We start from the raw sequence: 25,123 nt of genomic DNA, 5'->3' as shown, positions 1-25,123 counted from the left end.
TCACAGCGGTTGTTAGCCGGTATTCGCGATCGCCCAAATCTACATCAAATCTTCATTCTCAAAGACCTGTGCTTTAAAGAAGCTTAACGGGAAAAGGGGAGAGATCGGGAGAGTGGGGGCTCGCCGGTGTCAGTTTGTTACAGCTAGAAGGAGTTATAGGCATAAAATTCATCCTATTGAGTGCCCACGAAAGAATTCCAACGATGAACATAAATCGGAATATTGTTGAGTAAAGTAGCCATGAGACTCACCCAGCCGAGGAGAAAACAAGAAAGCCGACGCTGGGGTTTGAAGCCTGTGGGTTTGTCGAAGGCCATTTGTCCGGGGGGAAGTGGTTCCAGATGTGAGGTGGAAGCCGACGGGATTGGCCAACCCATCCACCACCGCATGGATGTTGGTACTCAACCCGACGAGTGCTATGTCCAATCGCTTCGGTGTCTGCATCCCCTTTTTGGGATGGCACTGGGAAAAGTGGGCGCGGACTATGGTGGAGTCAATCATCGCGTATTCCTTGTCCGCATCTTCGGCTAACGCCTCAAATACCCGTTGCCACACCCCACTTTTTGCCGATCGACTAAACTCACATCTTGCACTATTCTCAATAAGTCAGTCCTGGACGCAAAAACCCGGTTTCTTCACGTAATAGTCAGTTAGACCGCCCTTAACGTTTTCAGCGGTCTGGCGTGTCATGTTTTTAGCGCGACAGAGGTCCATTTTTTGAGACGTATATTAGAGCCATGTCGATCTGTAAATTTGATAAAATTGTACTTTTTAGTACCGCTGTGTAAAGTAAAGTTAAAAACTACTACAAATATCTCTAAACGCGGTAATCTATTACAAATGATTGCTAACTGCTTTGCTAAAAAATAAAAATTTTTACAAATCCTATAAAAAAATTAAGGCGCATTAGCATTTTTAGTCAGCTATAATTATAAACGTATTATGGAAAACACGTAATTAGCATTACTTGTTCAAGCAAGTTACCTTCTAAAAATTTTCACTAACTATTAGAGATTTATTTTTAATATCTATTTCCTCAGCCTTATTTCACTAAATCTACTGAGATTTTTGTGTCAACCAACCCGTTACCTCAGGAGTAACACCAATCAATGTCACAGACCTCTGCAACCACTTTCTTATCAAACCGTTCTCAAAAAAAGGTATCACTGCGCCTGATTTTAGTATTGCCTTTCGTCCTGCAAATCTTTGCCGCCGTAGGTCTGACAGGCTGGCTATCCTTACGCAACGGGCAAAAAGCAGTTAACCAAGTTGCCAGTCAGTTGCGGAGTGAAATTACCGCCCGCATCGAACAGCAACTCAAAACTTACCTAGACACAGGCCCTCGCGTCACTCAACTCAATGCCAATGCCCTGCGCCTGGGATACTTAAATCCAGATGAAGTCACAAATGCACACCGCTATTTTTGGGAACAAATTCAAGCATTTAACTTTGTGACTAATATGGGTTTTGCAACCAAAACCGGAGAGTTCATTGCAGTTGAACGCCAAATTGATGGTCAGGTATTTCTTAAAATAGCACCCAAGGAGCATCGGCATGAACTTTATCTCTACGAATCCGATAGCAAAGGCAATCAAACAAAACTATTACAAGTCACCCCCAACTACAACATACTCAGCCGTTCTTGGTATAAAGACAGCGTACGCTTAGGCAAACCAGTATGGCACGAAATTTTCCCATTAGTTACAGGTCAGAAAACCCTATCTCTCCCCTACGCCCACCCAGTCTATGAAGAAAATGGCGAACTGCGCGGCGTATTAATTGCTAATTTTATCCTCTCTTTTATTAGCGACTTCCTGCACAGCTTAAAAATCGGCCGTTCGGGACAGACATTCATTATGGAACGTTCGGGATTTTTAGTAGCCAGTTCCACGGTAAAAGAGCCATTTATTATCAGCAATGGTAAGATGGAACGTTTAAATACTTTAGATAGCGAAGATGATTTAATTCGGCTAACAGCAGGGCATTTAAAAGAAAAATTTGGCAACCTCAATCAAATTAGTAGCGCTAATCAGTTAGATTTTTCCCTAGGCGGTCAGCGGCAATTTGTCCAAGTCATGCCCTTTCAGTATAACAATGGTTTGGACTGGTTAATTGTGGTAGTAGTTCCTGAAAGCGATTTCATGGATCAAATTAATGCCAATACTCATATCACCATTTTATTGTGTTTGGGAGCCTTAGCGCTAGCTACTATTTTGGGAATATTGACTGCACGCTGGATTACCCGACCAATTTTACATTTAAGAGACGCTTCTAGGGCGATCGCCAGTGGGGATTTAGACAAAAATGTGCAGGTAAAAGGTATAGAAGAACTCGAAGTTCTCGGGGAATATTTTAACAAAATGGCACAGCAGTTGCGCGAATCTTTTACCATCTTGGAAAAAACTAATGCTGACCTAGAACAGCGAGTTGAAGAACGCACATCAGAACTCAAAGAATCAGAAACAAAATTACGAGAACAAGCACAAAAATTAGAAATTCGCGTTGAAGAACGGACCGTAGAACTAAAAGAAGCTAAAGATATAGCAGAAGTAGCTAACCGCGCCAAAAGCGAATTTTTAGACAATATGAGCCATGAACTGCGGACTCCTCTCAATGCTATTCTCGGCTTTACTCAAATGATGAGCCGCGACTCATCGGTCAATCAAGTGCAGCAGGCAAATTTAGGAATTATTGCTCGCAGCGGCGAACATTTGCTTAGCCTGATCAACGCTATTTTGGAAATGACTAAAATTGAGTCAGGTCGTCTGACTCTGCATGAAAATACTTTTGAGTTGCAACATCTACTCAATGAAATTGAACAAATGCTGCAAGTCAAAGCCTCATCCAAACAACTCCAACTAATTTTTGAAAAAGCAACTGGAATTCCCCAATACATAAAAACCGACGAAGTAAAATTGCGCCAAGTTTTGATTAACTTGCTGGACAACGCAATCAAATTTACTCAAACAGGTTGTGTAATTTTGCGAATAAAAAAAATCGACAATCCGCAGCTCACCTCGCAACAATCATCAGCCAACAACCAACAATTAACCTTATTCTTTGAAATACAAGATACCGGCCCTGGGATCGCGCCAGATGAGCTAGAAATCTTGTTTAAACCCTTTGTCCAAACTCAAACTGGTCGCAACTCTCAAAAAGGAACTGGCCTTGGCTTAGCTATTAGCCAAAATTTTGTGGAATTGATGGGGGGAAAGATCACCGTTAGCACTCAAGTGGGCAAGGGAACGACTTTTAAATTTAACATTCCGATTAGCCAGGGCGATGCTGCTAACGTTCAAGTTAAACCGCCTATACAGCGAGTTATTGGTTTAGCCCCGGGGCAACCTTTATACCGCATTTTGGTGGTTGAAGATCAGTGGGAAAATCGCCTATTACTCGTTAAGTTGCTCGCACAGTTGGGTTTTGAAGTGTGCGAAGCAGTTAACGGTCAAGAAGCTGTTGATTTGTGGGAAAGCTGGGAGCCGCACTTAGTGTTAATGGATTTGCGGATGCCAGTTATGGACGGATATGAAGCTACTAAACAGATTAGAGCCAAGCTTAAGGGTGAGGCAACTGTGATTATTGCCCTCACTGCTAATGCCTTTGATGAAGATCGCAAAGGTGCCTTTTCAGCCGGCTGCAATGACTTTCTGAGCAAGCCATTTCAAGAGGGGGTGCTATTTGAAAAAATGGCTCAATATTTAGGGTTAATTTACGTTTATGAAGAGCAAGAGCAGGTTCCAGCCGTCCTCCTCCACGAGCAGACCCCCCTAGTGGAACTAACCGCTGAGACTTGGAAAGAAATGCCTGCTGAGTGGGTAGCGGCTCTGCGTCAGGCGGCAATGGAATTGGATGGAGAATTAGTGCTGGAACTCGTGGAGCAAATCCGTGAGTCAAATATGGCTCTGGCAGCGGCGATTGCACATTTGGCAAATAGCTTTCGCTTTGACAAAATCACTGACAGTATTTGCTAGATTAAAAATAATATCAACGCTCATTTAAAGAGGATTTCTGACTCGTGAGGAAGAATCGACGCGATTTGAATTGAGAACAGCAACCATAATAATATTTGATCGGACTTACGTATTTGTAGATAGTAAATCTCAGTAGATTCAATTTCGACAGGAGCAGTAGGAATAGATATGGCTGACCTCAAAAATTATCTTCTCGGATACGAGATCGCTGAGCAAATATACGCAGGTAGTCGAACTTTAGTTTATCGCGGTCTGCGCTCTTGGGATGGGCAGCCTGTCGCCATCAAACTGCTGCGAAATGATTTTCCCAGCTTCAACGAACTGGTTCACTTTCGCAACCAATACGTCATAGCTAAAAACTTAGATATCCCCGGCACAGTCAAAATCTACAGCCTAGAGAGGTACCACAACCACTATGCCTTGATCATGGAAGACTTTGGCGGAATTTCCTTAACTGGCTATCTCGCCACCCTAGCAGCAGCAAGTAGCGAACCTCTAGAAAGTTTACCCATTAACGAATTTCTTCCCATTGCGATTCAAATTGCCAGCGCCCTGGACGGACTCGCTCGCCACCGCGTTATCCACAAAGACCTCAAACCTGCCAATATTCTAATTAACCCGGTCAGCAAGCAAGTTAAACTAATTGACTTCAGTATCGCCTCTCTGCTACCGCGCGAAACCCAAGAAATTCAAAATCCTAATATCCTCGAAGGCACCTTACCTTACATATCTCCCGAACAAACCGGGCGAATGAATCGAGGCATTGACTACCGCACAGATTTCTACTCTCTAGGAGTCTCATTCTACGAACTGCTAACTGGAAAGTTGCCCTTTGTCTCTGACGATCCAATGGATTTGGTATACTGCCACCTTGCCAAGCAACCGATCTCAGTTAATCGCCTCAACCAGAACATTCCTGCGGCCATCTGCGATATTGTCAGCAAATTGATGGCAAAGAACGCCGAAGGTCGCTATCAGAGTGCTCTCGGACTCAAGCACGACTTAGAAATTTGTTTGTCCCAGTGGCAAAAAACTGGTGAAATCGCTTCTTTTAAACTAGGGCAGAGAGATTTGTGCGATCGCTTTACTATCCCCGAAAAACTTTACGGTCGCGAACCAGAGGTAGCAACCTTACTAGCAGCTTTCGACCGAGTAGCTCAAGGGTCTACAGAATTAATGCTAGTCGCAGGATTTTCTGGCATCGGTAAAACCTCCGTCGTCCATGAAGTTCACAAGCCAATTGTCCGGCAGCGCGGCTACTTTATCCAAGGTAAATTCGACCAATTTCAACGAGATATCCCCTTCTCTGCTTTCGTGCAGGCATGTCGAGATTTAATGGGACAACTACTGATAGAAAGTAACGCTAAACTCAAACAGTGGCAAACCAAAATCCTGAATGCTTTGGGCGAGAACGCTCAAGTTATTATTGACGTAATTCCAGAACTAGAGCAAATTATTGGCCCGCAATTACCCGTTCCCGAACTATCTGGCAATGCCGCTCAAAATCGCTTTAACCTGCTGTTCCAAAATTTTATTCAAGTCTTCACTGCTCCAGAGCATCCTCTTGTGATTTTTCTTGACGATTTGCAGTGGGCAGATTCAGCTTCTTTAAACTTAATGCAGGTAGTAATGAGTGAAGTTGAAAGTATTTATTTATTGCTAATAGGCGCTTATCGGGATAATGAAGTCTCACCTGCTCATTTATTAATACAAACCATTGAAAAAATTGGTAAAGCAGGTGCTGTTATTAACCGCATTACCCTAGCACCACTAAATCTGCCGGATCTAAACCAGATGGTTGCAGATACCCTCAGTTGTACCAGCTCCTTAGCTAACCCCCTCACCCAACTGATCTATCAAAAAACCAAAGGCAATCCCTTCTTTAGCAGTCAATTTCTCAAGACGCTCCATGAGGAAAATTTAATCAGCTTTAATCGAGAGAGAGGTTATTGGGAATGCAATATTGCTGAGATTAAGGCATTAGCGCTGACTGATGATGTCGTGGAATTTATGGCAGCACGGTTGCAAAAACTACCGACGAGAACTCAAGCTGTACTAAAACTTGCTGCTTGTATTGGCAATCAATTTAACTTAGCAACCCTGGCGATCCTACTAGAAGAATCGCTAGCAGATACAGCGGCGGCTTTGTGGAGAGCGCTGCAAGAAGAGTTAGTGTTGCCCCAAAGCGATATCTACAAGTTTTTTCAGGAGCAAACGGCTATAGATAACTCTAAAAATCCAGAGTTATCAGTTCCTTATAAATTTTTGCACGATCGCGTTCAGCAAGCAGCTTATTCTCTAATTCCTGAAGATCAAAAGAAAGCTACTCACTTGAAAATTGGTCAAAGTTTGTTAAACAATACGGCTCAGGTAGCTTTAGAAGAAAAGATTTTTGATATAGTCAATCAGTTAAATATAGGCTTAGAATTTATCACCAATCCGGCGGAAAAAGACCAACTGGTTCAACTCAACCTGATCGCAGGAAAGAAAGCAAAATCAGCAACAGCTTATGAAGCGGCTGTCAAGTATTTAACAGTGGGTTTAGAATTGCTCACCGAAAACTGTTGGCAAAGTCACTATGACATGACCCTAGCTCTTTACATTGAAGCTGCCGAAGCCGAATACTTAAATGTTAACTTTGGACGATCGGCGATGTTAGCCGAAACTGCTCTACAAAATGCTACAAGCTTGCTCGATCGCGTCAAAGTATACGAGCTGCAAATGCTAATTTGTATTGGTCAATTACAGATGATTCAAGCAGTCGATATCGGACTGCAAATTTTGCAAAAACTAGATGTTTATTTGGTCACTCTAGAGGGAGATGATAGTTTAATAGTTGATTTACCAAACTTGGCGGATTTAGAAAACATTCCAGCAATGACCGATCCTTATAAATTGTCGGCTATGCGAATTTTGAAAATTCTTTGTGCACCTGTTTTCATGGCAAAGCCAGAGATTTTCCCCCCCTTGATTGTCACAATGGTTAATCTTTGTATTGACTGTGGAAATTCGGCTCTGTCTGCTTTTGCCTACGGTTTTTATGGCTTATTACTGTCGGGAGTTGGAAAGATGGATGCGGGATATCATGCCGGAACCATCGCGTTGAAACTGCTAGAAAAATTTAATGCCAAAGAACTTAAAGCTAAAGTTTACAACTTATTTAATTCTAATATTAGAACTTGGAAAGAACCTGCTAAAAATAGTCTCATTCCTTTGCAAGAAGGAGTACAAAGTGGGCTAGAAACAGGAGATATAGAGTGGGCTGGTTATTGTGCAGCTAACTTTTGTAGTTACTTGTTTTTTACTGAAGATAATTTGGACTTTATAGTGCAGCAACAAGCACCCTACATTAATTTATGTATTAAAATCAAGCAACAAATTCCTATACATTTTTCTCAGGTGTGGAGACAACTGGGATTGAACTTAAAAGGTGAAGCTGCGGATAAATTTTTGTTGTGCGGATCTAGTTTTGATGAAACTGAAACTCTGCCTCGTTTAATTGAAACTAAAAGTGGCACAGTTCTGTTTATTTTCTATGTAGCCAAAGCAATTTTATCTTACCATTTTAAAGATTACGAGCTGGCTTTGAAAAATGCGGTTTTAGCTAACGAGCAAGCTGGATCTGCTTTTGGTTTTATGCAAGTTGCTATTCTCAATTTCTATCATTCATTGACTCTCCTGGCTCGCTACGATCGAGCCAGCCCAAGCGAACAACAGCAATATTTGCAGCAAATAGAGGTGAACCAGGAAAAGATGAAAGATTGGTCACACCATGCGCCGATGAATTATTTACATAAATTTTATCTGGTGGAAGCCGAACTCTATCGGGTGCAAGGTTCTGCTCTCGAAGCGATGGATTATTACGATCGCGCGATCGCTGGAGCTAAAGAAAATACCTACCTGAATGAAGAAGCTCTAGGCAATGAGCTGGCTGCCAAGTTTTATTTAGAATGGGGCAAAGAAAAAATTGCTCGGAGTTATCTTATTGATGCCTACTATGCCTATGCTCGCTGGGGAGCTAAAGCGAAAATTGACGATCTAGAACAACACTATCCTCATTTGTTTTCTTGGCTCGATCAGCATCCACAAGTTAATAATTATTCAACATATCAACAACACCATGTAACTGATAAACAGCCATCTACTATTGGTTTTAATATTCTTCAAGGCAATTCAAATACTACAAAGTTCACAAAATCCTTATTAGATTTGACTACAGTAATCAAAGCCAGCCAAGCAATTTCTAGCGAAATAGTCTTAGACAAACTCTTAGCTAAATTAATGAATCTTCTCATGGAGAATGCCGGGGCAACAAAAGGTTCTCTGATTTTGCTGCAAGAGGGTCAGCTTTTAGTTGCAGCCGAAGCCTTAGTAGAGTATCAAACAGCAGCTATTCCAGAGGTTGATTCACTTGTACAGAAGCGAAATCTCATGCCCGATCGCTTGCCATTAACGGTAATTTATTATGTAGAGCGAACTCGTACAGATGTACTTTTAAGTAATGCAGTTACTGAAAAACAATTTGCTGCCGAATCTTATATTAGCTCAAATCAGATAAAATCCCTTTTATGTACTCCTATCCTGACCCAATCCAAACTTATTGGCATTCTTTACTTAGAAAATAATCTCACCACTGATGCCTTTACTCCACACCGCTTAGAAATTTTAAGACTTTTGTGTTCTCAAGCAGCGATTTCTCTAGAAAATGCTCGGCTTTACGAACAACAAGAGGAACACTCGCGGACGCTAGAGCAGCGAGTGAGCGAGAGAACGCAAAAATTACAGGAGGAAATCAGCGATCGCAAAAAGGTAGAGTTAGCCTTGCAACAGGCTAAAGAAGCTGCCGATGCAGCCAACAAAGCTAAAAGCGAATTTCTTGCCAACATGAGCCACGAATTGCGTACCCCCCTCAACGCAATCCTCGGCTTTACTCAACTAATGAATCGCGATTCTTCGCTCAATCAGCAGCAGCAAGAAAACTTGGGCATCATCACCCGCAGCGGAGAGCATTTACTATCATTAATCAATGACGTTCTGGAAATGTCAAAAATTGAGGCCGGTCGGTTGACGCTGAATGAAAATAGCTTCGACCTATATCACCTGCTTGATTCTCTAGAAGAAATGTTGCAACTTAAAGTCTCATCCAAAGGCTTGCAGTTAATCTTTGAACGCAATGACGATGTTCCCCAATATCTGAAAACAGATCAGAGTAAATTACGCCAAGTCTTGATTAACCTTTTAGGCAATGCAATTAAGTTTACTCAAGAAGGTTGGATATTTTTGCGAGTAATAAAAGTTGATAGATCGCAAATTAATATCTCAGATTTGTCAGCAAATAAGGAAAAAATCAAATTGTTATTTGAAATAGAAGATACAGGTTTTGGTATCGCAGCCGAAGAAATGGATAGTTTATTTGAAGCTTTTGTACAAACTGAAGTTGGCAGAAAATATCACCAAGGAACAGGATTAGGCTTACCTATTAGCCGTAAATTTGTCCAACTCATGGGAGGAGATATTACAGTTAGCAGTCAACTAGGTAAAGGGACAATTTTTAAATTTGATATTCAGACGCATTTAGCTGAGGAAAATGAACTGAAAACTAAAGAGGTTTCCCGGCGAGTAATTGGTTTAGAACCTAATTCCAAAGTCTATCGCATTCTGGTAGTTGACGATCGCCCTGAAAACCGACTACTGTTGCTCAAGTTGCTGATGCCGCTTGGTTTCGAGGTGCGTGAGGCTGAAAATGGTGCTGAAGCAGTTGCTTTGTGGTCAAGTTGGAAACCGCACCTAATTTGGATGGACATGAGGATGCCTGTGATGGATGGATATGAAGCAACTAAACAGATTAAATCTCATCTCAACGGACAGGCTACCATCATTATTGCTTTAACTGCAAGTGCTTTTGAGGAAGAACGAGCCGTTGTTTTATCCGCCGGTTGCGATGACTTTGTGAGTAAGCCCTACCGGGATGAGGTAATCTTTAAAAAGCTGTCTCAATATTTAGGCTTACGCTATATTTATGAGGAGGAAGTTTTACCTAATTCTGAAGACCAAAAACTAGCGCCGCCGTCAATGCCAAATTCTTTATCTCTTCAAGAAAGTTTGGCAGCCATGCCCCCAGAATGGTTGACACAACTGCATCAAGCAGCTACTCAATTGGATGCTGAGATGGTGTTGAAACTGGTTGGCGAAATCCCAATCAACTATTCCTTGCTGGTTAACACTATAACAGATAGTGTCAAAAATTTTCGTTTTGATAAAATCACTAATTCAATCGAAAAGTTACACATCAATGGCCTTAAGTGGAAGGAATAAGTAAAAATAAATTTGCCGCATAACTGCCATAGCTCTAGATATCAAATATTTTAGTCAATTCAAAAATATAATTCAGGTATAAAGTCAATGAATAAAAATCCAGGGTCAGCAGCTAAAGCAAATATTCTCATTGTTGACGACACGCCGGATAATCTGCGCTTTTTATCCACCATGCTGATTGAGCAGGGATATAAAGTTCGCAGTGCAATTAACGGTGCTATGGCTCTCAAGGGAGTGGATGCCGCTCCGCCAGATTTAATTTTACTCGATATCAATATGCCGGAAATCAACGGCTATCAAGTTTGTGAAGAATTGAAAAAATCTGAAAAGAATCGTGATATTCCCGTAATATTTTTGAGTGCTTTAGATGATACCCTCGATAAGGTAAAAGCATTTGCTTGCGGTGGGGCGGACTACATCACTAAACCATTTCAGTTTGAAGAGGTTTTAGTTCGGGTTGAAAATCAACTCAGCATTCGCTATCTGCAACAGCAACTCATTGCACAAAATTCTATGTTGCAGCAGTCTGAAGCGAAGGAGCGAGAAAAATCCCAAGAATTAGAGCTAACTCTGCGACAATTACAGCAAACTCAGACGCAATTAATTCAAAGCGAAAAAAAGTCCTCACTGGATACAGTAATAGCTGGAATCGCTCACGAAATTAATAATGCGATTAATTTTATATCTGGAAATCTCGGTTACGCAGGTCAGTACACATCTGATTTATTACAGTTACTCGAACTCTACCAGCAGGCTTTGCCCCATCCGATCCCAGATATTCAGAACTTTAAAGATCGAGTTGACTTTGAATTTGTCAGATCGGACTTTCCACAAATATTGGCCTCTATGAACGCAGGATCTAAACGTATCCGCGATATTGTGCTGAGCTTGCGAAATTTCTCGCGGCTCGGGGAAGCAGAATTTAAGGCTGTGGATATTCACTGTGGAATCGACAGCACTTTGATGATTTTGCAGTCCAGGCTCAACAGCCCTTCAGATAGGTTCGCTATTCAAATCGTCAAGGAATATGATTCCCTGCCCTTAGTTGAGTGCTGGGCCAGTGAAATTAATCAGGTATTTATGAATATTTTGTGCAATGCGATTGAGGCTTTAGAGTTGAGAATCGCGAATAGTTCGTCAGTGGTGGCAAATGGTGAGCCGCTGACACTAGACAGTCCGGTTTCATCTCTCAACAGCTCTCAATTTATAATCCCAAAAATTACTATTCGCACGGAGCTAATCGACTCTGAACGGGTGGCGATTTCGATTGCCGATAACGGTGTGGGGATGGTGGAGGATGTGAAAAAGCGCGTGTTCGATCCTTTTTTTACCACAAAAAAAATTGGTTCTGGGCCGGGATTAGGGCTGTCGATTTGCTATCAAATTGTAGCGGAAGCTCACGGAGGGCAGCTTTTTTGTCAAAGTGAGACCGGAGTAGGAACGACATTTACTGTTGTTCTGCCTGTTAAACATTCCCAGTTTCCCTGAAAGGAATATATTGTCTCATCTCCATCGAATAGTAAATTTTGTAAGTTAGATCCTTCAACCTCCAGACAATTTTACCATTTTCCGCTCTCCGAAACTCATCTGCTGATTCGCGATCGAATAAAAAGCGCCAGCACGAGCCTAACATCTTATCATAACAGCATAATAAAAAATAATTTGTAATAGTTCTTAAATAAACTTCGCTGACCAATATTTTTTACTATACTTAACTTAAGAATACAACTGTTTTTAAGATGTACTTCCTAAGCCTCGTTTTAGTCAATAGCCTGATATTTTTCAGCCAACCAACCCGTTATCCCTGCAGAAACATTGATAAATGTCACAGACCTCTCCAATCACTTTCTTATCAAACAGTTCTCAAAAAAAGGTGTCCCTGCGCCTGATCCTAGTGTTGCCATTCGTCGTGCAAATCTTTGCCGCCGTCGGGCTCACAGGCTGGCTGTCCTTACGCAACGGGCAAAAAGCAGTCAACGAAGTTGCCAGCCAGTTGCGGAGTGAAATTACTGCCCGCATCCAGCAGCAGCTCAACACTTACCTAGACACAGCCCCTCGCGTCAATCAACTGAATGCCAATGCCCTTCGCCTGGGATACTTAAATCCAGACGAATTGGAGAGTACGGAGCGCTATTTGTGGGAGCAAATTCAAGCCTTTCCTTCTCTGCCCAATATGGGTTTTGCTACTAAAACTGGAGAGTTCATTGCCATTGAACGCCAAGAGAATGGCAAAGTAGTTTTTAAAATAGCAGATAAGGATAGTCGCAATCAACTTCATATTTATGAATCTGATAGCAAAGGCAATCAAACGAAGCTCTTAAAAGTCTCCCGCAACTACAATATACTCAGCCGTTCATGGTATAAAGACAGTGTACGCTTAGGCAAGCCCACATGGAGCGAAATTTTTTCGCTTATAGGTCAGAAAACGCTCTCGCTTCCTGCCGGACATCCAGTTTATGACGAAAGTGGCGAGCTGCGCGGGGTATTCGTTGCTAATTTTCTGCTCTCTTTCGTCAGTGACTTCCTGCACAGCTTAAAGATCGGTCGTTCGGGACAGACATTCATTATAGAACGTTCGGGACTTCTAGTAGCCAGTTCAAGTCTCAAAGAAGCATTTATCACCAACAATGACAAGCTCGATCGCCTGAATGCTTTAGACAGCACAGATGATTTAATTCGGCTGACAACAGCGCAGTTAAAAGAACACTTTGGCGACCTCAGTAAAATTAATAGCTCTCAGCAATTGGATTTTACGATCGCCCGCCAGCGACAATTCCTCCAAGTTATGCCCTTTCAGGATAGCCGAGGTTTGGACTGGTTGATCGTGGTCGTAGTACCTGAAAGCGATTTCATGGATCAAATTAACGCCAATACCCAGACTACCATTTTGTTGTGTTTGGGAGCATTGGTGCTAGCTACCACTTTGGGAATATTAACTGCACGCTGGATTACCAACCAGATTCTCGATTTGAGCGCAGCTTCTAGGGCAATTGCCAGTGGAAATTTAGACCAAAGTGTGCAGGTAAAAGGCATAGAAGAACTAGAAGTTCTGGGTCAGTCTTTCAACATGATGGCCCACCAGTTGCGCGAATCCTTTAAAGCGCTAGCAAAGACAAATTCCGAGCTAGAAATCCGAGTAGAAGAACGCACCGCTGAACTTACGGAAGCCAAACAAATCGCTGATACCGCCAACCAAGCTAAAAGTGAATTTTTAGCAAATATGAGTCACGAATTGAGAACACCACTCAATGGGATTTTAGGGTACGCTCAAATCCTAGAACGCTCGAAAACCATGGCTCCGAAAGAGCTCCAAGGCATCAGTATCATTCACCAGTGTGGCTCCCACCTGCTAACCCTGATCAATGACATCTTAGACCTCGCTAAAATTGAAGCGCAGAAATTGGAACTGTACGCGAAAGATTTCCATTTTCCTTCCTTTTTGCAGGGAGTCGCAGAAATTTGCCGCATCCGAGCCGAACAAAAAGGAATTGCTTTTGTTTATCAACCCACTTCTGAAATGCCTTCTGGCATCCACGCTGACGAAAAACGGTTGCGACAGGTACTCATTAACTTACTGAGCAATGCAATTAAGTTTACCGACTCTGGACGGGTGACTTTTAAGATAGAATATCTGGAAATGGTAACAGGTGAAAAGTTACAAAGCAATCAGCAAAACTCACCCTCACCAATTCACAAAATTCGGTTTCAAATAGAAGATACTGGGGTTGGTATGACACCAGAACAATTAGAAAAAATATTTTTGCCTTTTGAACAGGTAGGAGACAGCAACCGTCAGGCGGAAGGAACCGGGCTCGGTTTAACAATTAGCCAGAAAATTGTCGAAATGATGGGTAGCACAATTCAAGTAAAAAGTCAGTCAGGAGCAGGCAGTGTTTTTTGGCTGGATTTGGATTTACGGGAAGCGGCAGAGTGGGCAAATACAGCCACGATTGCCAAGCAACGAAAACTGGTTGGCTACCAAGGTAGAAAGCAGAAAATTTTGGTTGTGGATGACAAATGGGAAAATCTCTCAGTCATTGTCAATCTGCTAGAGCCCCTCGGATTTGAAGTAACCGAAGCTAAAAACGGTCAAGAGGGTTTAGAAAAAGTAGAAGAGTTTCAGTTCGATATGATTATCACTGACTTGGTGATGCCAGTGTTAGATGGCTTTGAGATGATGCGCCGTATCCGAAATATGCCACACTATAAAGATGTGGCAATCATTGCTTCATCGGCCAGTGTATTTGCTACCGATCAACATAAAAGTTTGGAGGGTGGAGCAAAGGGTTTTCTCGGTAAGCCAGTGCAGGCAGAAGAGCTATTTGAGATGCTGCAAAAATATTTGGAAATTGAATGGATATATGACGAACTAAAGAAGGAAAAAATCAGCACTATTCCCCTTTCCTCTGCTCCTCCATCACTTTCTGAATCGACCTCTTTAATGCCTCCCCCGCCAGAAGAAATGGAACTCCTATTTGAACTGGCGATGAGAGGCAACGTGAAAGGAATTGTCAAGCGCAGCGAGTACCTAGAGAAGTTAGATCGGAAATTTGTGTCCTTTGCTATTGAGCTGCGCCAGTTAGCCCAAAGCTATCAGGTAAAAAAAATTAAAGAGTTTATTACATCCCACAGACAATAAAGAATGAAGGCAGAAAATATGGAAACAAGTACCATTTTAATTGTAGATGACAACCCTAGCAATCTCGACGTGCTGTCTGAAGCTTTAGCTGGTTCAGGATGGGAAATATTAGTCGCAACTGATGGCGAAAGTGCCATCGAACAGGCTGAATACAGTCAGCCTGATTTAATTTTGTTAGATGTGATGATGCCAGGAATTGACGGGTTTGAAACCTGTCATCGGCTGAAGGCAAGTCCGTTGACGAACGAAATTTCCGTAATTTTTATGACTGCTCTTTCTGACATAGGAGATAAGGTCAAAGGCTTTAATCTAGGGGCTGTAGATTACATTACTAAGCCCTTTGAACAAAAGGAGGTGTTAGCTCGCGTAGACCTCCATTTAAAATTGCGTTCTTTGACGAAAACTCTCGCCAAGCAAAATTTGGTTTTAAAACGGGAAATAGAAGAGCGGCTTGCCGCAGAAGCAGCGTTACAGAAGCTCGCGCAGGAGTTAGAAAAACGGGTGGAAGAACGAACTGCTGAACTTTCTCAAGCTTTGGACAATCTTAAAAAAGCTCAAGTGCAAATCGTTCAAAGCGAAAAAATGGCTTGCCTCGGTCAGCTTGTTGCTGGGGTGGCTCACGAAATTAACAATCCAGTTAGTTTTATATCCAGCAATCTCCCTCCAGCAAAAGAACATATTGCCGATTTGATCGCGATGGCGAAGTTTTGCAAGTATAGCCTTACTTCGCCATCAGAATTTGAGGAAAAGTCTCAGGAGCTTGATTTAGAGTTTATCGTTGAAGATTTGCCTAAAATTATGGATTCAATGGCGGTAGGAACAGAGCGACTTTATAATCTTTCTATGTCACTGCGTAACTTTTCTCGCTTGGATACATCGACACTAACGCCAGTGAATATTCACGATGGGCTAGATAGTACCCTGTTGATTTTAGGTCATCGGCTAAAAGGTCAAGGTAATCGCCCAGCTATTACAGTTATTAAAGAGTACGGCGAGTTGCCGCTGGTAGAGTGCTATCCGGGGCAAATAAATCAGGTGTTTATGAATGTATTAGCGAATGCAATTGATGCTTTAGAAGAGTCTACGATTAGTTGTCCTCTGTGCTGTGAAAAGCAACAGAGCAATGACAATCCGCAGATTCGGATCTGCACTGAAAGGGTTCCGGGGGAAAGAGTGGTGATTCGGATTGCTGACAATGGTCTGGGGATAACGCCCGAGATAATGCAGCATTTATTTACGCCGATGTTTACTACTAAATCTGTCGGTAAAGGGACAGGTTTAGGCTTGTCTATTAGCCGTGAGATTGTAGAAGAAAAACATGGCGGTCAGCTTACCTGTATTTCCTCAACTGAATGGGGGGTAGAGTTTGTAATTGAGATGCCAATTCAACATTAGCAATCAGAATTCTTTCGGGTGAATCTTTGAAGCTTATGCGTTTCTTTAAGGTCATGTGTCCAGCGCGAAGTTGTTCGAGAGTTGAGGTGAGGTGATTGATGATTCCGCAGCACCACGCCCGGATGGCCATCGACAGAGTGGAAACAGCGAGCACTAACCGCATTCGTTGAGTCCTTTGTGGGTCATTCGATTTTAGATTTGAGATTTTGGATTTTGGATTGACTTGCGCGAGACAAATTCGGGGGCTTGAGGATTTTAGATTTTCGATTTTGGATTGATTCCACGGATAAATCACGTGGCGGGTACCACCTTTGAAATTCTTGGTCAAGTAAACGGGTATGATGGCATTGCCAACGATGAAATTTGACAGCGCGGTAAACTCATTCGGTAAACTTACATCTTGCACCATTGTTAATAAGTCTTTTACGGGCTCGGAACAACGGCCCACAAGAAAATATACTCTTCGCTTTACAGGTCCGAAAGGCCTGTGAAGCGAGAATGGTATTCTGGGCGTGAGGTTGCCCATAGCAGAGAAGGTCGGCTTACAGGGGCTTCCGGTCAGTCAGAATCAACCACGGGTCTTTGCAGTCAGGGTCGCAACTAGGAGTGTACAAGGAACAGCTCTACGTCGCCAACCAAATCGCTTGAGGCATTTGTTTGGACGCGATACGTGACTAATCCTGGAGACCCTGATTTTTCAAGATGGGGGTTTTCGATGCAGTTTCATTTCATCACTTGATTTTCTCCCTGGGAGGGGAGTTCATACTCACGCGGTTGTAACAAACCTCGACCTGTCACGAGTGGGAGAGGGGAGAGTAAGGGAAGGGGAGTATTTTTATTGTGACTAATGACTAATGACTAATGACTGCTGATATCTAACAATTTTCTTAAGCTGAAAACTTCCAAGCTCACATGATTAGAAAATACATATTAGGTACAATAAAGAGCTTGGCACTCTGCCGATCGCAATTTTTTCGTCACTTTTAGGAAAACATCAAAATGAACAGCAACGAACTGCCACAAAAACAAGGCTTGTACGATCCGCAGTTCGAGCACGACGCTTGCGGAGTCGGATTTATTGTACACGTCAAGGGTCAGCAATCCCACGAAATTGTCGAGCAGGCACTGACAATCCTGCTGAACCTCGACCACCGGGGCGCGTGCGGCTGCGAGCCCAACACGGGAGACGGGGCGGGGATTCTGATGCAAGTGCCCCACAAGTTTCTCAAGAAAGCGGCCGCCGCGCAAAACATCGAACTTCCCGAAGTCGGCGAGTACGGCGTTGGCGCGATTTACTCGTCGCCAAATCGAACAGAACGGGAAAACGGGCAGCGCATTTTTGAGCAAATCGCGGCAGAAGAAGGCCAGGAAGTGCTCGGCTGGCGCGATGTTCCCACGGACAACTCGTCCCTCGGCGAGACCGCCAAATCTAGCGAACCCTTCATGCAGCAAGTGTTCCTCCGGCGGGCCGCAGGTATTGACGAGGCGGCTTTCGAGCGGAAACTGTACGTCATCCGCAAACGGGCTCACAATGCCATCCGCAGGACTAACACAGACCCCTACTGGTACAATTCCACTCTCTCGTGCCGGACGATCGTCTACAAGGGTATGTTAATGCCGGTGCAAGTGGGAGATTACTATCCCGACCTGCACGACCCCGACATGGAAAGCGCTCTAGCCCTGGTTCACTCGCGCTTCAGCACGAATACTTTTCCGAGTTGGGAACGATCGCACCCTTACCGCTACATCGCCCACAACGGCGAAATTAACACGATGCGCGGCAACATTAACTGGATGCACGCGCGGCAATCGCTGTTCGAGTCGGAACTGTTCGGCGATGACTTAAAGAAAATCCCCAATTTAATCAATATCGAAGGCAGCGACTCGACTATCTTTGATAATGCTCTAGAATTGCTGACTTTAGCCGGGCGTTCTTTGCCCCACGCCGTAATGATGATGATTCCGGAACCTTGGACTGCCCACGAGTCGATGAGTGACGAGAAAAAGGCTTTCTACGAATACCATTCTTGCTTGATGGAACCTTGGGACGGGCCGGCTTCGATCGCCTTTACTGATGGTACTTCGATCGGGGCCGTGCTCGATCGCAACGGTTTGCGCCCTTCCCGCTACTGCGTTACCAAAGACGACTTGGTAATTATGGCATCGGAAGCGGGAGTTTTGCCGATCGCCCCAGAACGAATTGCATCCAACGGCCGCTTGCAACCGGGGCGGATGTTCCTGGTAAATACCGAGGAAGGCCGCATCGTTTCTGACGAAGAAATTAAGACCAAAATCGCCACAGAACACCCGTACCGCGAGTGGATAGACCAGCACATGGTCGAAATCGCCAAACTGAAAGATGCGCCGGCATTGCCAGAATCCGGCCCCGAAACATTGATCCAGCGCCAAATGGCCTTCGGCTACACCTTTGAAGAACTGCGGTTGCTGTTAGCGCCGATGGCGAAAGATGGCGTGGAAGCTGTCGGCGCGATGGGTGCGGATACGCCGCTGGCGGTGCTTTCCAACCGCCCAAAACTGCTTTACGAATACTTCCAGCAGTTGTTTGCCCAAGTTACCAATCCGCCGATTGATTCTATCCGCGAAGAAATTGTAACTTCTGCCGAAACTACGATCGGCGCTGAACGCAATTTGCTCAAACCAGAACCTGAAAGCTGTCATTTGATCGAACTGAAAACGCCCATTCTCAGCAATGAAGAATTAGCTAAGCTCAAACACGTAAGTGAGGGCAATTTCCGGTCGATTACACTACCGATTTTGTTTGACCCCAAAAGCGGGGTAAAAGGTCTCGAACAAGCCTTAGAAGACGTTTTTGCAGGAGCAGACAGCGCGATCGCCTCCGGGGTGAATATCATCATTTTGAGCGATCGGGGTATCGGTCCAGACCAAGCCCCAATTCCAGCGCTGCTGGCAGTTGCGGGCCTGCACCACCACTTGATCCGTAAAGGTACGCGCACGCGGGCGGGACTCGTGCTCGAATCCGGCGAACCGAGGGAAGTGCATCACTTTGCAACACTTATTGGATACGGTTGCGGCGCGATTAATCCGTATTTGGCCTTTGAGACGATCGCCGATTCGATCCGCGAAGGATTGCTGCTAAATGTCGAGTACAAAACAGCTTGCAAAAACTACGTCAAAGCGGCAACTAAAGGTGTGACGAAAGTTGCCTCGAAAATTGGGATTTCCACAATTCAAAGCTATCGCGGCGCGCAGATTTTTGAGGCGATCGGCTTAAACAAATCCGTAGTCGATAAATACTTTGCTTGGACAGCCTCGCGGATTGAAGGCGTAGACCTCGAAGTCCTCGCCCAAGAAGCTATTTTGCGCCATACTCACGCTTTCCCCGATCGCCCGTCCAGCGGACATACTCTCGATGTCGGCGGCGAATATCAGTGGCGGAAAGAAGGCGAGGCGCATTTGTTCAGCCCGCAGACAATTCACGCGCTGCAAAAGTCGGTGCGCGAGGGCAGTTATACGCTTTTCAAACAGTATTCGGGGCTGGTTAACGAACAAAACCAGCAGCATTTTACCCTGCGCGGTTTGCTGCAATTCAAGCAGCGGGAATCAATACCGATTGAGGAAGTTGAACCGATCGAATCGATTCTCAAACGCTTTAAAACTGGGGCGATGAGTTACGGTTCGATTTCTAAAGAAGCCCACGAATCTCTGGCGATCGCCATGAACCGCATTGGTGGCAAATCGAACACCGGTGAAGGCGGGGAAGACACGGAACGCTACACTTGGACGAACGATCGGGGCGACTCGAAAAACAGCGCGATCAAACAAGTTGCTTCCGGGCGTTTCGGCGTTACCAGCTTGTACCTTTCCCAAGCGCGGGAACTGCAAATCAAGATGGCGCAAGGCGCGAAACCCGGTGAAGGCGGACAGTTGCCGGGTAAAAAAGTATACCCGTGGATTGCCAAGGTGCGGAACTCGACTCCGGGTGTGGGATTGATTTCGCCTCCTCCTCACCACGACATTTATTCGATCGAAGATTTGGCCGAATTGATTCACGACTTGAAAAATTCCAACCGGGAAGCGCGGATTAGCGTCAAACTCGTGTCGGAAGTTGGAGTCGGGACGATCGCGGCCGGGGTTGCTAAAGCCCACGCCGATGTCGTGTTGATTTCCGGCTACGACGGCGGAACCGGCGCTTCGCCGCAAACTTCGATCAAACACGCCGGTTTACCTTGGGAATTGGGACTGGCGGAAACTCACCAGACTTTGGTACTCAACAATCTCCGCAGCCGGATTGTCGTGGAAACTGACGGTCAAATGAAAACCGGTCGCGATGTAGCAATTGCTGCCTTGCTTGGTGCTGAGGAATTCGGTTTTGCGACGGCGCCGCTGGTGACATTGGGCTGCATCATGATGCGCGTTTGCCACCAGAACACTTGCCCGGTGGGCGTCGCCACCCAAGACCCGCTGCTGCGGAAAAACTTTACCGGCGACCCGGATCACACGGTAAACTTTATGACCTTCGTCGCGCAGGAAGTCCGGGAAATTATGGCGCAGTTGGGCTTCCGCACGCTGAATGAAATGGTGGGCCGCACAGATGTTCTGGAACCTCAGCAAGCTGTGGAACACTGGAAAGCTAAGGGTTTGGATTTCTCGAAAATCCTTTACCAGCCGGAGGTTGGGGCGGATGTCGGGCGCTACTGTCAGATGGCGCAGGATCACGGTTTAGAAAAGTCTCTCGACATGACTGTGTTGTTGGATTTGTGCAAAGGTGCGATCGAAAACGGCGAAAAAGTCCACGCAAAACTGCCGATTACCAATGTCAACCGGGTTGTCGGCACAATTCTCGGCAACGAAATCACCAAACGCAACTGGGAAGGTTTGCCGGATGACACGGTGCACCTGCACTTCCAAGGCAGCGCCGGGCAAAGCTTTGGCGCATTCGTGCCCAAGGGTGTCACCCTGGAGCTCGAAGGGGAAGCTAACGACTATTTGGGCAAAGGGCTCAGCGGCGGCAAGATTATCTTGTATCCGTCGGCAGCTTCTACCTTTGTCGCGGAAGAAAACGTGATAGTCGGTAACGTAGTGCTTTACGGCGCGACATCCGGCGAGGTTTTCATCCGAGGGATTGCGGGCGAACGTTTTGCGGTGCGTAACTCCGGCGTTAATGCAGTAGTTGAGGGTGTGGGCGATCACGGTTGCGAGTACATGACTGGCGGCAAAGTTGTAGTTTTGGGCAAAACCGGGCGCAATTTTGCAGCGGGTATGAGTGGCGGTGTTGCTTACATTTTGGATGAGGCGGGAGATTTTGCTACTCGCTGCAATATGTCGATGGTGGAGTTGGAAAAATTGGAGGATGTTGAGGAAATTAGCGATTTGCGGCAGTTAATTCAGACTCATTTTGATTTGACTGGAAGTGCGAAAGCATCGAAGGTTCTGGCAAATTGGGACTCGATGGTGCCGGTGTTTGTGAAGGTGATGCCGAGGGATTATAAGCGGGTGTTGCAGGCTATTGAAAGGGCGATCGCATCGGGTTTAAGCGGTGATGATGCGCTGACGGCTGCGTTTGAAGAAAACGCTCGCGATGTCGCTCGGATTGGCGGCAGCTAGGGTTTAAAATGAAGTCTAAAAAGGGGTTGAAGCCCCTTTTTAGGCTCACACTACCTATGCCGCGTATTCGGTTTTTATAAGTTTAGTGCAATACACTCACTGGTAATAGTACGAGCAACTTTGAGAATTCCATGATTAGAATTCCCAGGAACAACAGGGTATTAGCCGAGCGTAAAATTTTGTTAATAGACTTGGATGGAACTTTAACAAATACCGCACATATCGCATTGAAACCCATGAAAGATGGGCAGAAGCAAACAGATTTATCACGGATTGAAATCTTTGAGGGTGCTAGAGAATTTATCTCCGAAGCAACAGGTCTGGGATTTCAGTGTATTATTGTCTCTGATTCGCATCCCAAATATGTCAATACAATTGTCAAAGAGTATTTTGGTAATGTTTCTGCACTGTCGCTTGCAGATAAACCTAATACCTTAAATACTCTTAATTTTTTGCGTTCGCAAAACATAGAAATTTTAGATAGCAATTGTTACGTGCTTGGTGACTCTTGGTTAGATATTGAACTGGGTCGAGGACTACGAGTACCAACAGTGTTAACTGCATTCTATGAAGCAAAAAATTTAGAGATTAGAGACGGGATTGGTGATTATGTTAAAAACATTAAGAGCGGTTCTACATACTACGCTGAGAGTTATGATGACATACTAAATATTCTGAGAAATCCTTTACAGAATTTGCTGTGCTTGGAAGCTGGTTGCAGGGGTGCGGTAAGTTACTTAGCAAGGAAACCGCGTCCGGATGACTTTCTGCAAGATAAAAGCTTGACTGCTCACAGAATTTTGGCTAGGCAGTCTCAGGGTGAGTGCGATAAATACGATATTAGGGAAAAATACTTCGAATTCAGTCGGACAAATAGAAGCACAGAGTTATTATTTACACTTCGGGATTCTGTCATAGCTTATATAGACCGTATCCTAGAGGATAGATCCTTTTTATGGCATATATTTACCTATGTCCCGGACAAGCGAACAACGCAACCAGCGAATAAAATGGGGGAATTGTTTGACCTCATTGTTGAACTTGTTGGACAGAGGACAGCTTCCTGGGACTGCCGCAGTATATTTGAGTGGAATGAGCGGGTAAATTCTTCGACTCGCAGACAACTTTCAGCAGAAGATCGGCGGAGGTTTGTGCGTAATAACCTTATCTTGCAGGAGGGAGTGAATGTCAATGGCCAAAATGTCATAATAATTGACGATAATTACACTACTGGAGCTACAGCAGAGATTGTGGCAGAGAAATTACGCGCTAGAGGAGCAAAAAATGTTTTGTTCATTGCTTTATTTCATCTGATAACCCCTGTATATAGCAGTAAGCTCTGTCCTAAATGTTCTAAACGACTGCAAGTAAAGATTAACAGGCAAAATGGCAACAAGTTTTACTCCTGCGTTTTACCTCGATATAAAGGCGATGGATGCGGATACACGGAGAACATAGTATGAAACGAAATTCGGAACTAAGCTTGATTATTCTCGCATTCTCTCTTCTCAAGGGAGTCGGGGCTGTATTTGTCAAGAAAAGTCTGGTTACTATACAAAATAGTTACCATTATTGGTCAAGTGCGAATGCTAATGCTAGCCTTACTAAACTTCTAGCATTGGTGGGAAAAAAGTATTCAGCTTTAGAAATCGAAAAAGCTATTTCTCAAGCTGAGGATATACTAGCTGAATGTGAATCTCATGAAATTGGTTTCACTTCTGTTGTAGATGCAAACTATCCTAAGAAGCTTTTAGATTTAAAAGATCCTCCACCGATACTTTTTTTTAGGGGAAACCTATCTTTACTAGATAAAGATGTAGTTACTCTCATTGGCACAAGGAAGCCAAATGAAAATGGCAAAATAATTGCCGAACGAGTTGGTAAATATTTTTCCTCAAGAGGTTGGGTTATCTGTAATGGTTTAGCTGATGGTATAGACACTTTTTCAATTCTAGATCGTGACAACAATTGCTTTGCAGAGGTAATCGGAGTGGTAGGCAGTGGATTAGCTAAACCCTCTTTCCGATCTTTGCCAAAGCAGTCGGAAATTAATATTGAACGCATCTTGACAAATGGTGGGCTTGTTGTCTCTGAAATTCCTCCTTTGAAGAAGCAAGATACTTTTTCGGTTGTGAAATCTTGTCGAATTCAAGCAGGGCTTGGAGCAGGTTTGATTCTTATCCAAAGTTCTATTGACGGAGGCTCACGTTTCACTGTGAAAGCTTCTGTTGAGTCTAACAGACCCTTGGGAATCATACATCCTGTGGAAACAGATATGCACCGGGATGATTATAGTGCTAATAGAAAAATCATTGAATATGGGGTTCAAGGGTTAAATGAGTTTGTAGAGTTAAAAAACAGCAAAACCTCCAACTCTAAAATTGTGGTTTTGTTAACTAAACAGTCATATCCAGTGCTTGAATCAGCTCTCAAAGAGGAGAAGATGTCAAAGTTATTGCTCACTATCTAGCAGTCATTTTTAACTGATTCTGTTGATTGCCGATTAACAAGTTAACAAAGGACAATATGAACTAAAAACTTTATTCAGATGTCATCTTGCTGTGCAACCTTCCAGAAGAAGGACTTTATGCCGGCGATATCGGTACAGTTGTAGAACAACATCACGTTGAGGGGCTAGAAACAGGTTATAGCGTTGAGTTCTTCGATCTGTTGGGAAACACTGTAGCAGTTGCCACGCTACCTGGAAGTTATTTGCGATCGCCAACAAGTGCAGATAGACCTACAGTTAGACTGGTTAATAGTTTTGCTGCGTAAGTAGAGGCAATTGTGCAAGGGATAAACTAACTGAGTATCCCAAACTAATCTAATTGAAGTCACCCCTGAATTGCTGTCAAGCCACCCGTTTGATATAATGTTGTTACTAGATTGTAGAATAGCAATAAAAAAAAAGTGATAATTATGACAGTCGAACAAGCCATTTTGGAAAATGTGAAGGTCTTATCGCCAGACCAGCAACAAGAAGTCTTAGCTTTCATCAAATTCTTGCAGTCCGATAAATGGGAACATATCTATAAAGGACGCTTCAAAGAACTGCAACAAGAAATTCGTCTGGGAATGGATGCGGCCCATCGAGGTGAAGTAAGTAGCTAGACAAAATTAATTACATAGTTTTCTCCAAATTCTTTCAGGATTTTTTCCACAGAGGTAACAAAAGTTCCCCAACTCTTGTAAGCAGATATTTCAATCCATTCAT

The 25,123-nt window shown here is 44.0% G+C and carries 10 protein-coding genes and 1 pseudogene; all 11 read left to right on the top strand.

What is annotated here, in order from left to right:
* The first annotated feature begins 240 nt into the window (after positions 1 to 240).
* The 11 genes and pseudogenes from QUA99_RS25135 (at position 241) to QUA99_RS25085 (ending at position 25,020) form a co-directional block, all read left to right on the top strand.
* Positions 241 to 531, top strand: coding sequence for a hypothetical protein (locus tag QUA99_RS25135; RefSeq protein ID WP_333241789.1), 291 nt, complete (start codon positions 241 to 243; stop codon positions 529 to 531).
* Positions 532 to 1,109: 578 nt separating this feature from the next.
* Positions 1,110 to 3,974 (top strand): ATP-binding protein, encoded by a 2,865-nt coding sequence (locus QUA99_RS25130; RefSeq protein WP_333241791.1) that lies wholly within the window; start codon positions 1,110 to 1,112, stop codon positions 3,972 to 3,974.
* Positions 3,975 to 4,142: 168 nt separating this feature from the next.
* The gene (locus QUA99_RS25125; RefSeq protein WP_333241793.1) at positions 4,143 to 10,289 is read left to right on the top strand and encodes an AAA family ATPase; all 6,147 of its coding nucleotides are present in this window, start codon (positions 4,143 to 4,145) and stop codon (positions 10,287 to 10,289) included.
* 87 nt (positions 10,290 to 10,376) lie between these two features.
* Positions 10,377 to 11,777: a response regulator gene (locus tag QUA99_RS25120; RefSeq protein WP_333241795.1), complete on the top strand. Its 1,401-nt coding sequence runs from the start codon at positions 10,377 to 10,379 to the stop codon at positions 11,775 to 11,777.
* Between the two features lie 334 nt (positions 11,778 to 12,111).
* Positions 12,112 to 14,928 carry an ATP-binding protein gene (locus tag QUA99_RS25115; RefSeq protein ID WP_333241798.1) on the top strand — a complete coding sequence of 939 codons (2,817 nt, stop codon included), beginning with the start codon at positions 12,112 to 12,114 and terminating at the stop codon, positions 14,926 to 14,928.
* Between the two features lie 18 nt (positions 14,929 to 14,946).
* Entirely contained in the window at positions 14,947 to 16,323 is a 1,377-nt protein-coding gene (locus QUA99_RS25110; RefSeq protein ID WP_333241800.1) for a response regulator, read from the top strand.
* A gap of 999 nt (positions 16,324 to 17,322) precedes the next feature.
* Positions 17,323 to 21,909, top strand: coding sequence for a glutamate synthase large subunit (gltB, locus tag QUA99_RS25105; RefSeq protein WP_333241802.1), 4,587 nt, complete (start codon positions 17,323 to 17,325; stop codon positions 21,907 to 21,909).
* Between the two features lie 131 nt (positions 21,910 to 22,040).
* Positions 22,041 to 23,372 carry a hypothetical protein gene (locus QUA99_RS25100; RefSeq protein ID WP_333241804.1) on the top strand — a complete coding sequence of 444 codons (1,332 nt, stop codon included), beginning with the start codon at positions 22,041 to 22,043 and terminating at the stop codon, positions 23,370 to 23,372.
* Complete coding sequence (locus QUA99_RS25095; RefSeq protein WP_333241806.1) at positions 23,369 to 24,379, top strand: DNA-processing protein DprA; 1,011 nt, start codon at positions 23,369 to 23,371, stop codon at positions 24,377 to 24,379. The genes QUA99_RS25100 and QUA99_RS25095 overlap by 4 nt, the downstream gene beginning before the upstream one ends.
* 80 nt (positions 24,380 to 24,459) lie before the next feature.
* Positions 24,460 to 24,684 (top strand): annotated as a pseudogene (locus QUA99_RS25090) (DUF4926 domain-containing protein); the annotation flags it as partial.
* Positions 24,685 to 24,828: 144 nt separating this feature from the next.
* Entirely contained in the window at positions 24,829 to 25,020 is a 192-nt protein-coding gene (locus tag QUA99_RS25085; protein ID WP_333241807.1) for a hypothetical protein, read from the top strand.
* Positions 25,021 to 25,123 lie beyond the last annotated feature (103 nt).

Source organism: Microcoleus sp. F10-B2, from assembly GCF_036704965.1.
Classification (GTDB): Bacteria; Cyanobacteriota; Cyanobacteriia; order Cyanobacteriales; family Microcoleaceae; genus Microcoleus.
The sequence above is the reverse complement of the archived record's forward strand: the minus strand, read 5'-3'. Positions and strand labels throughout refer to the sequence as shown.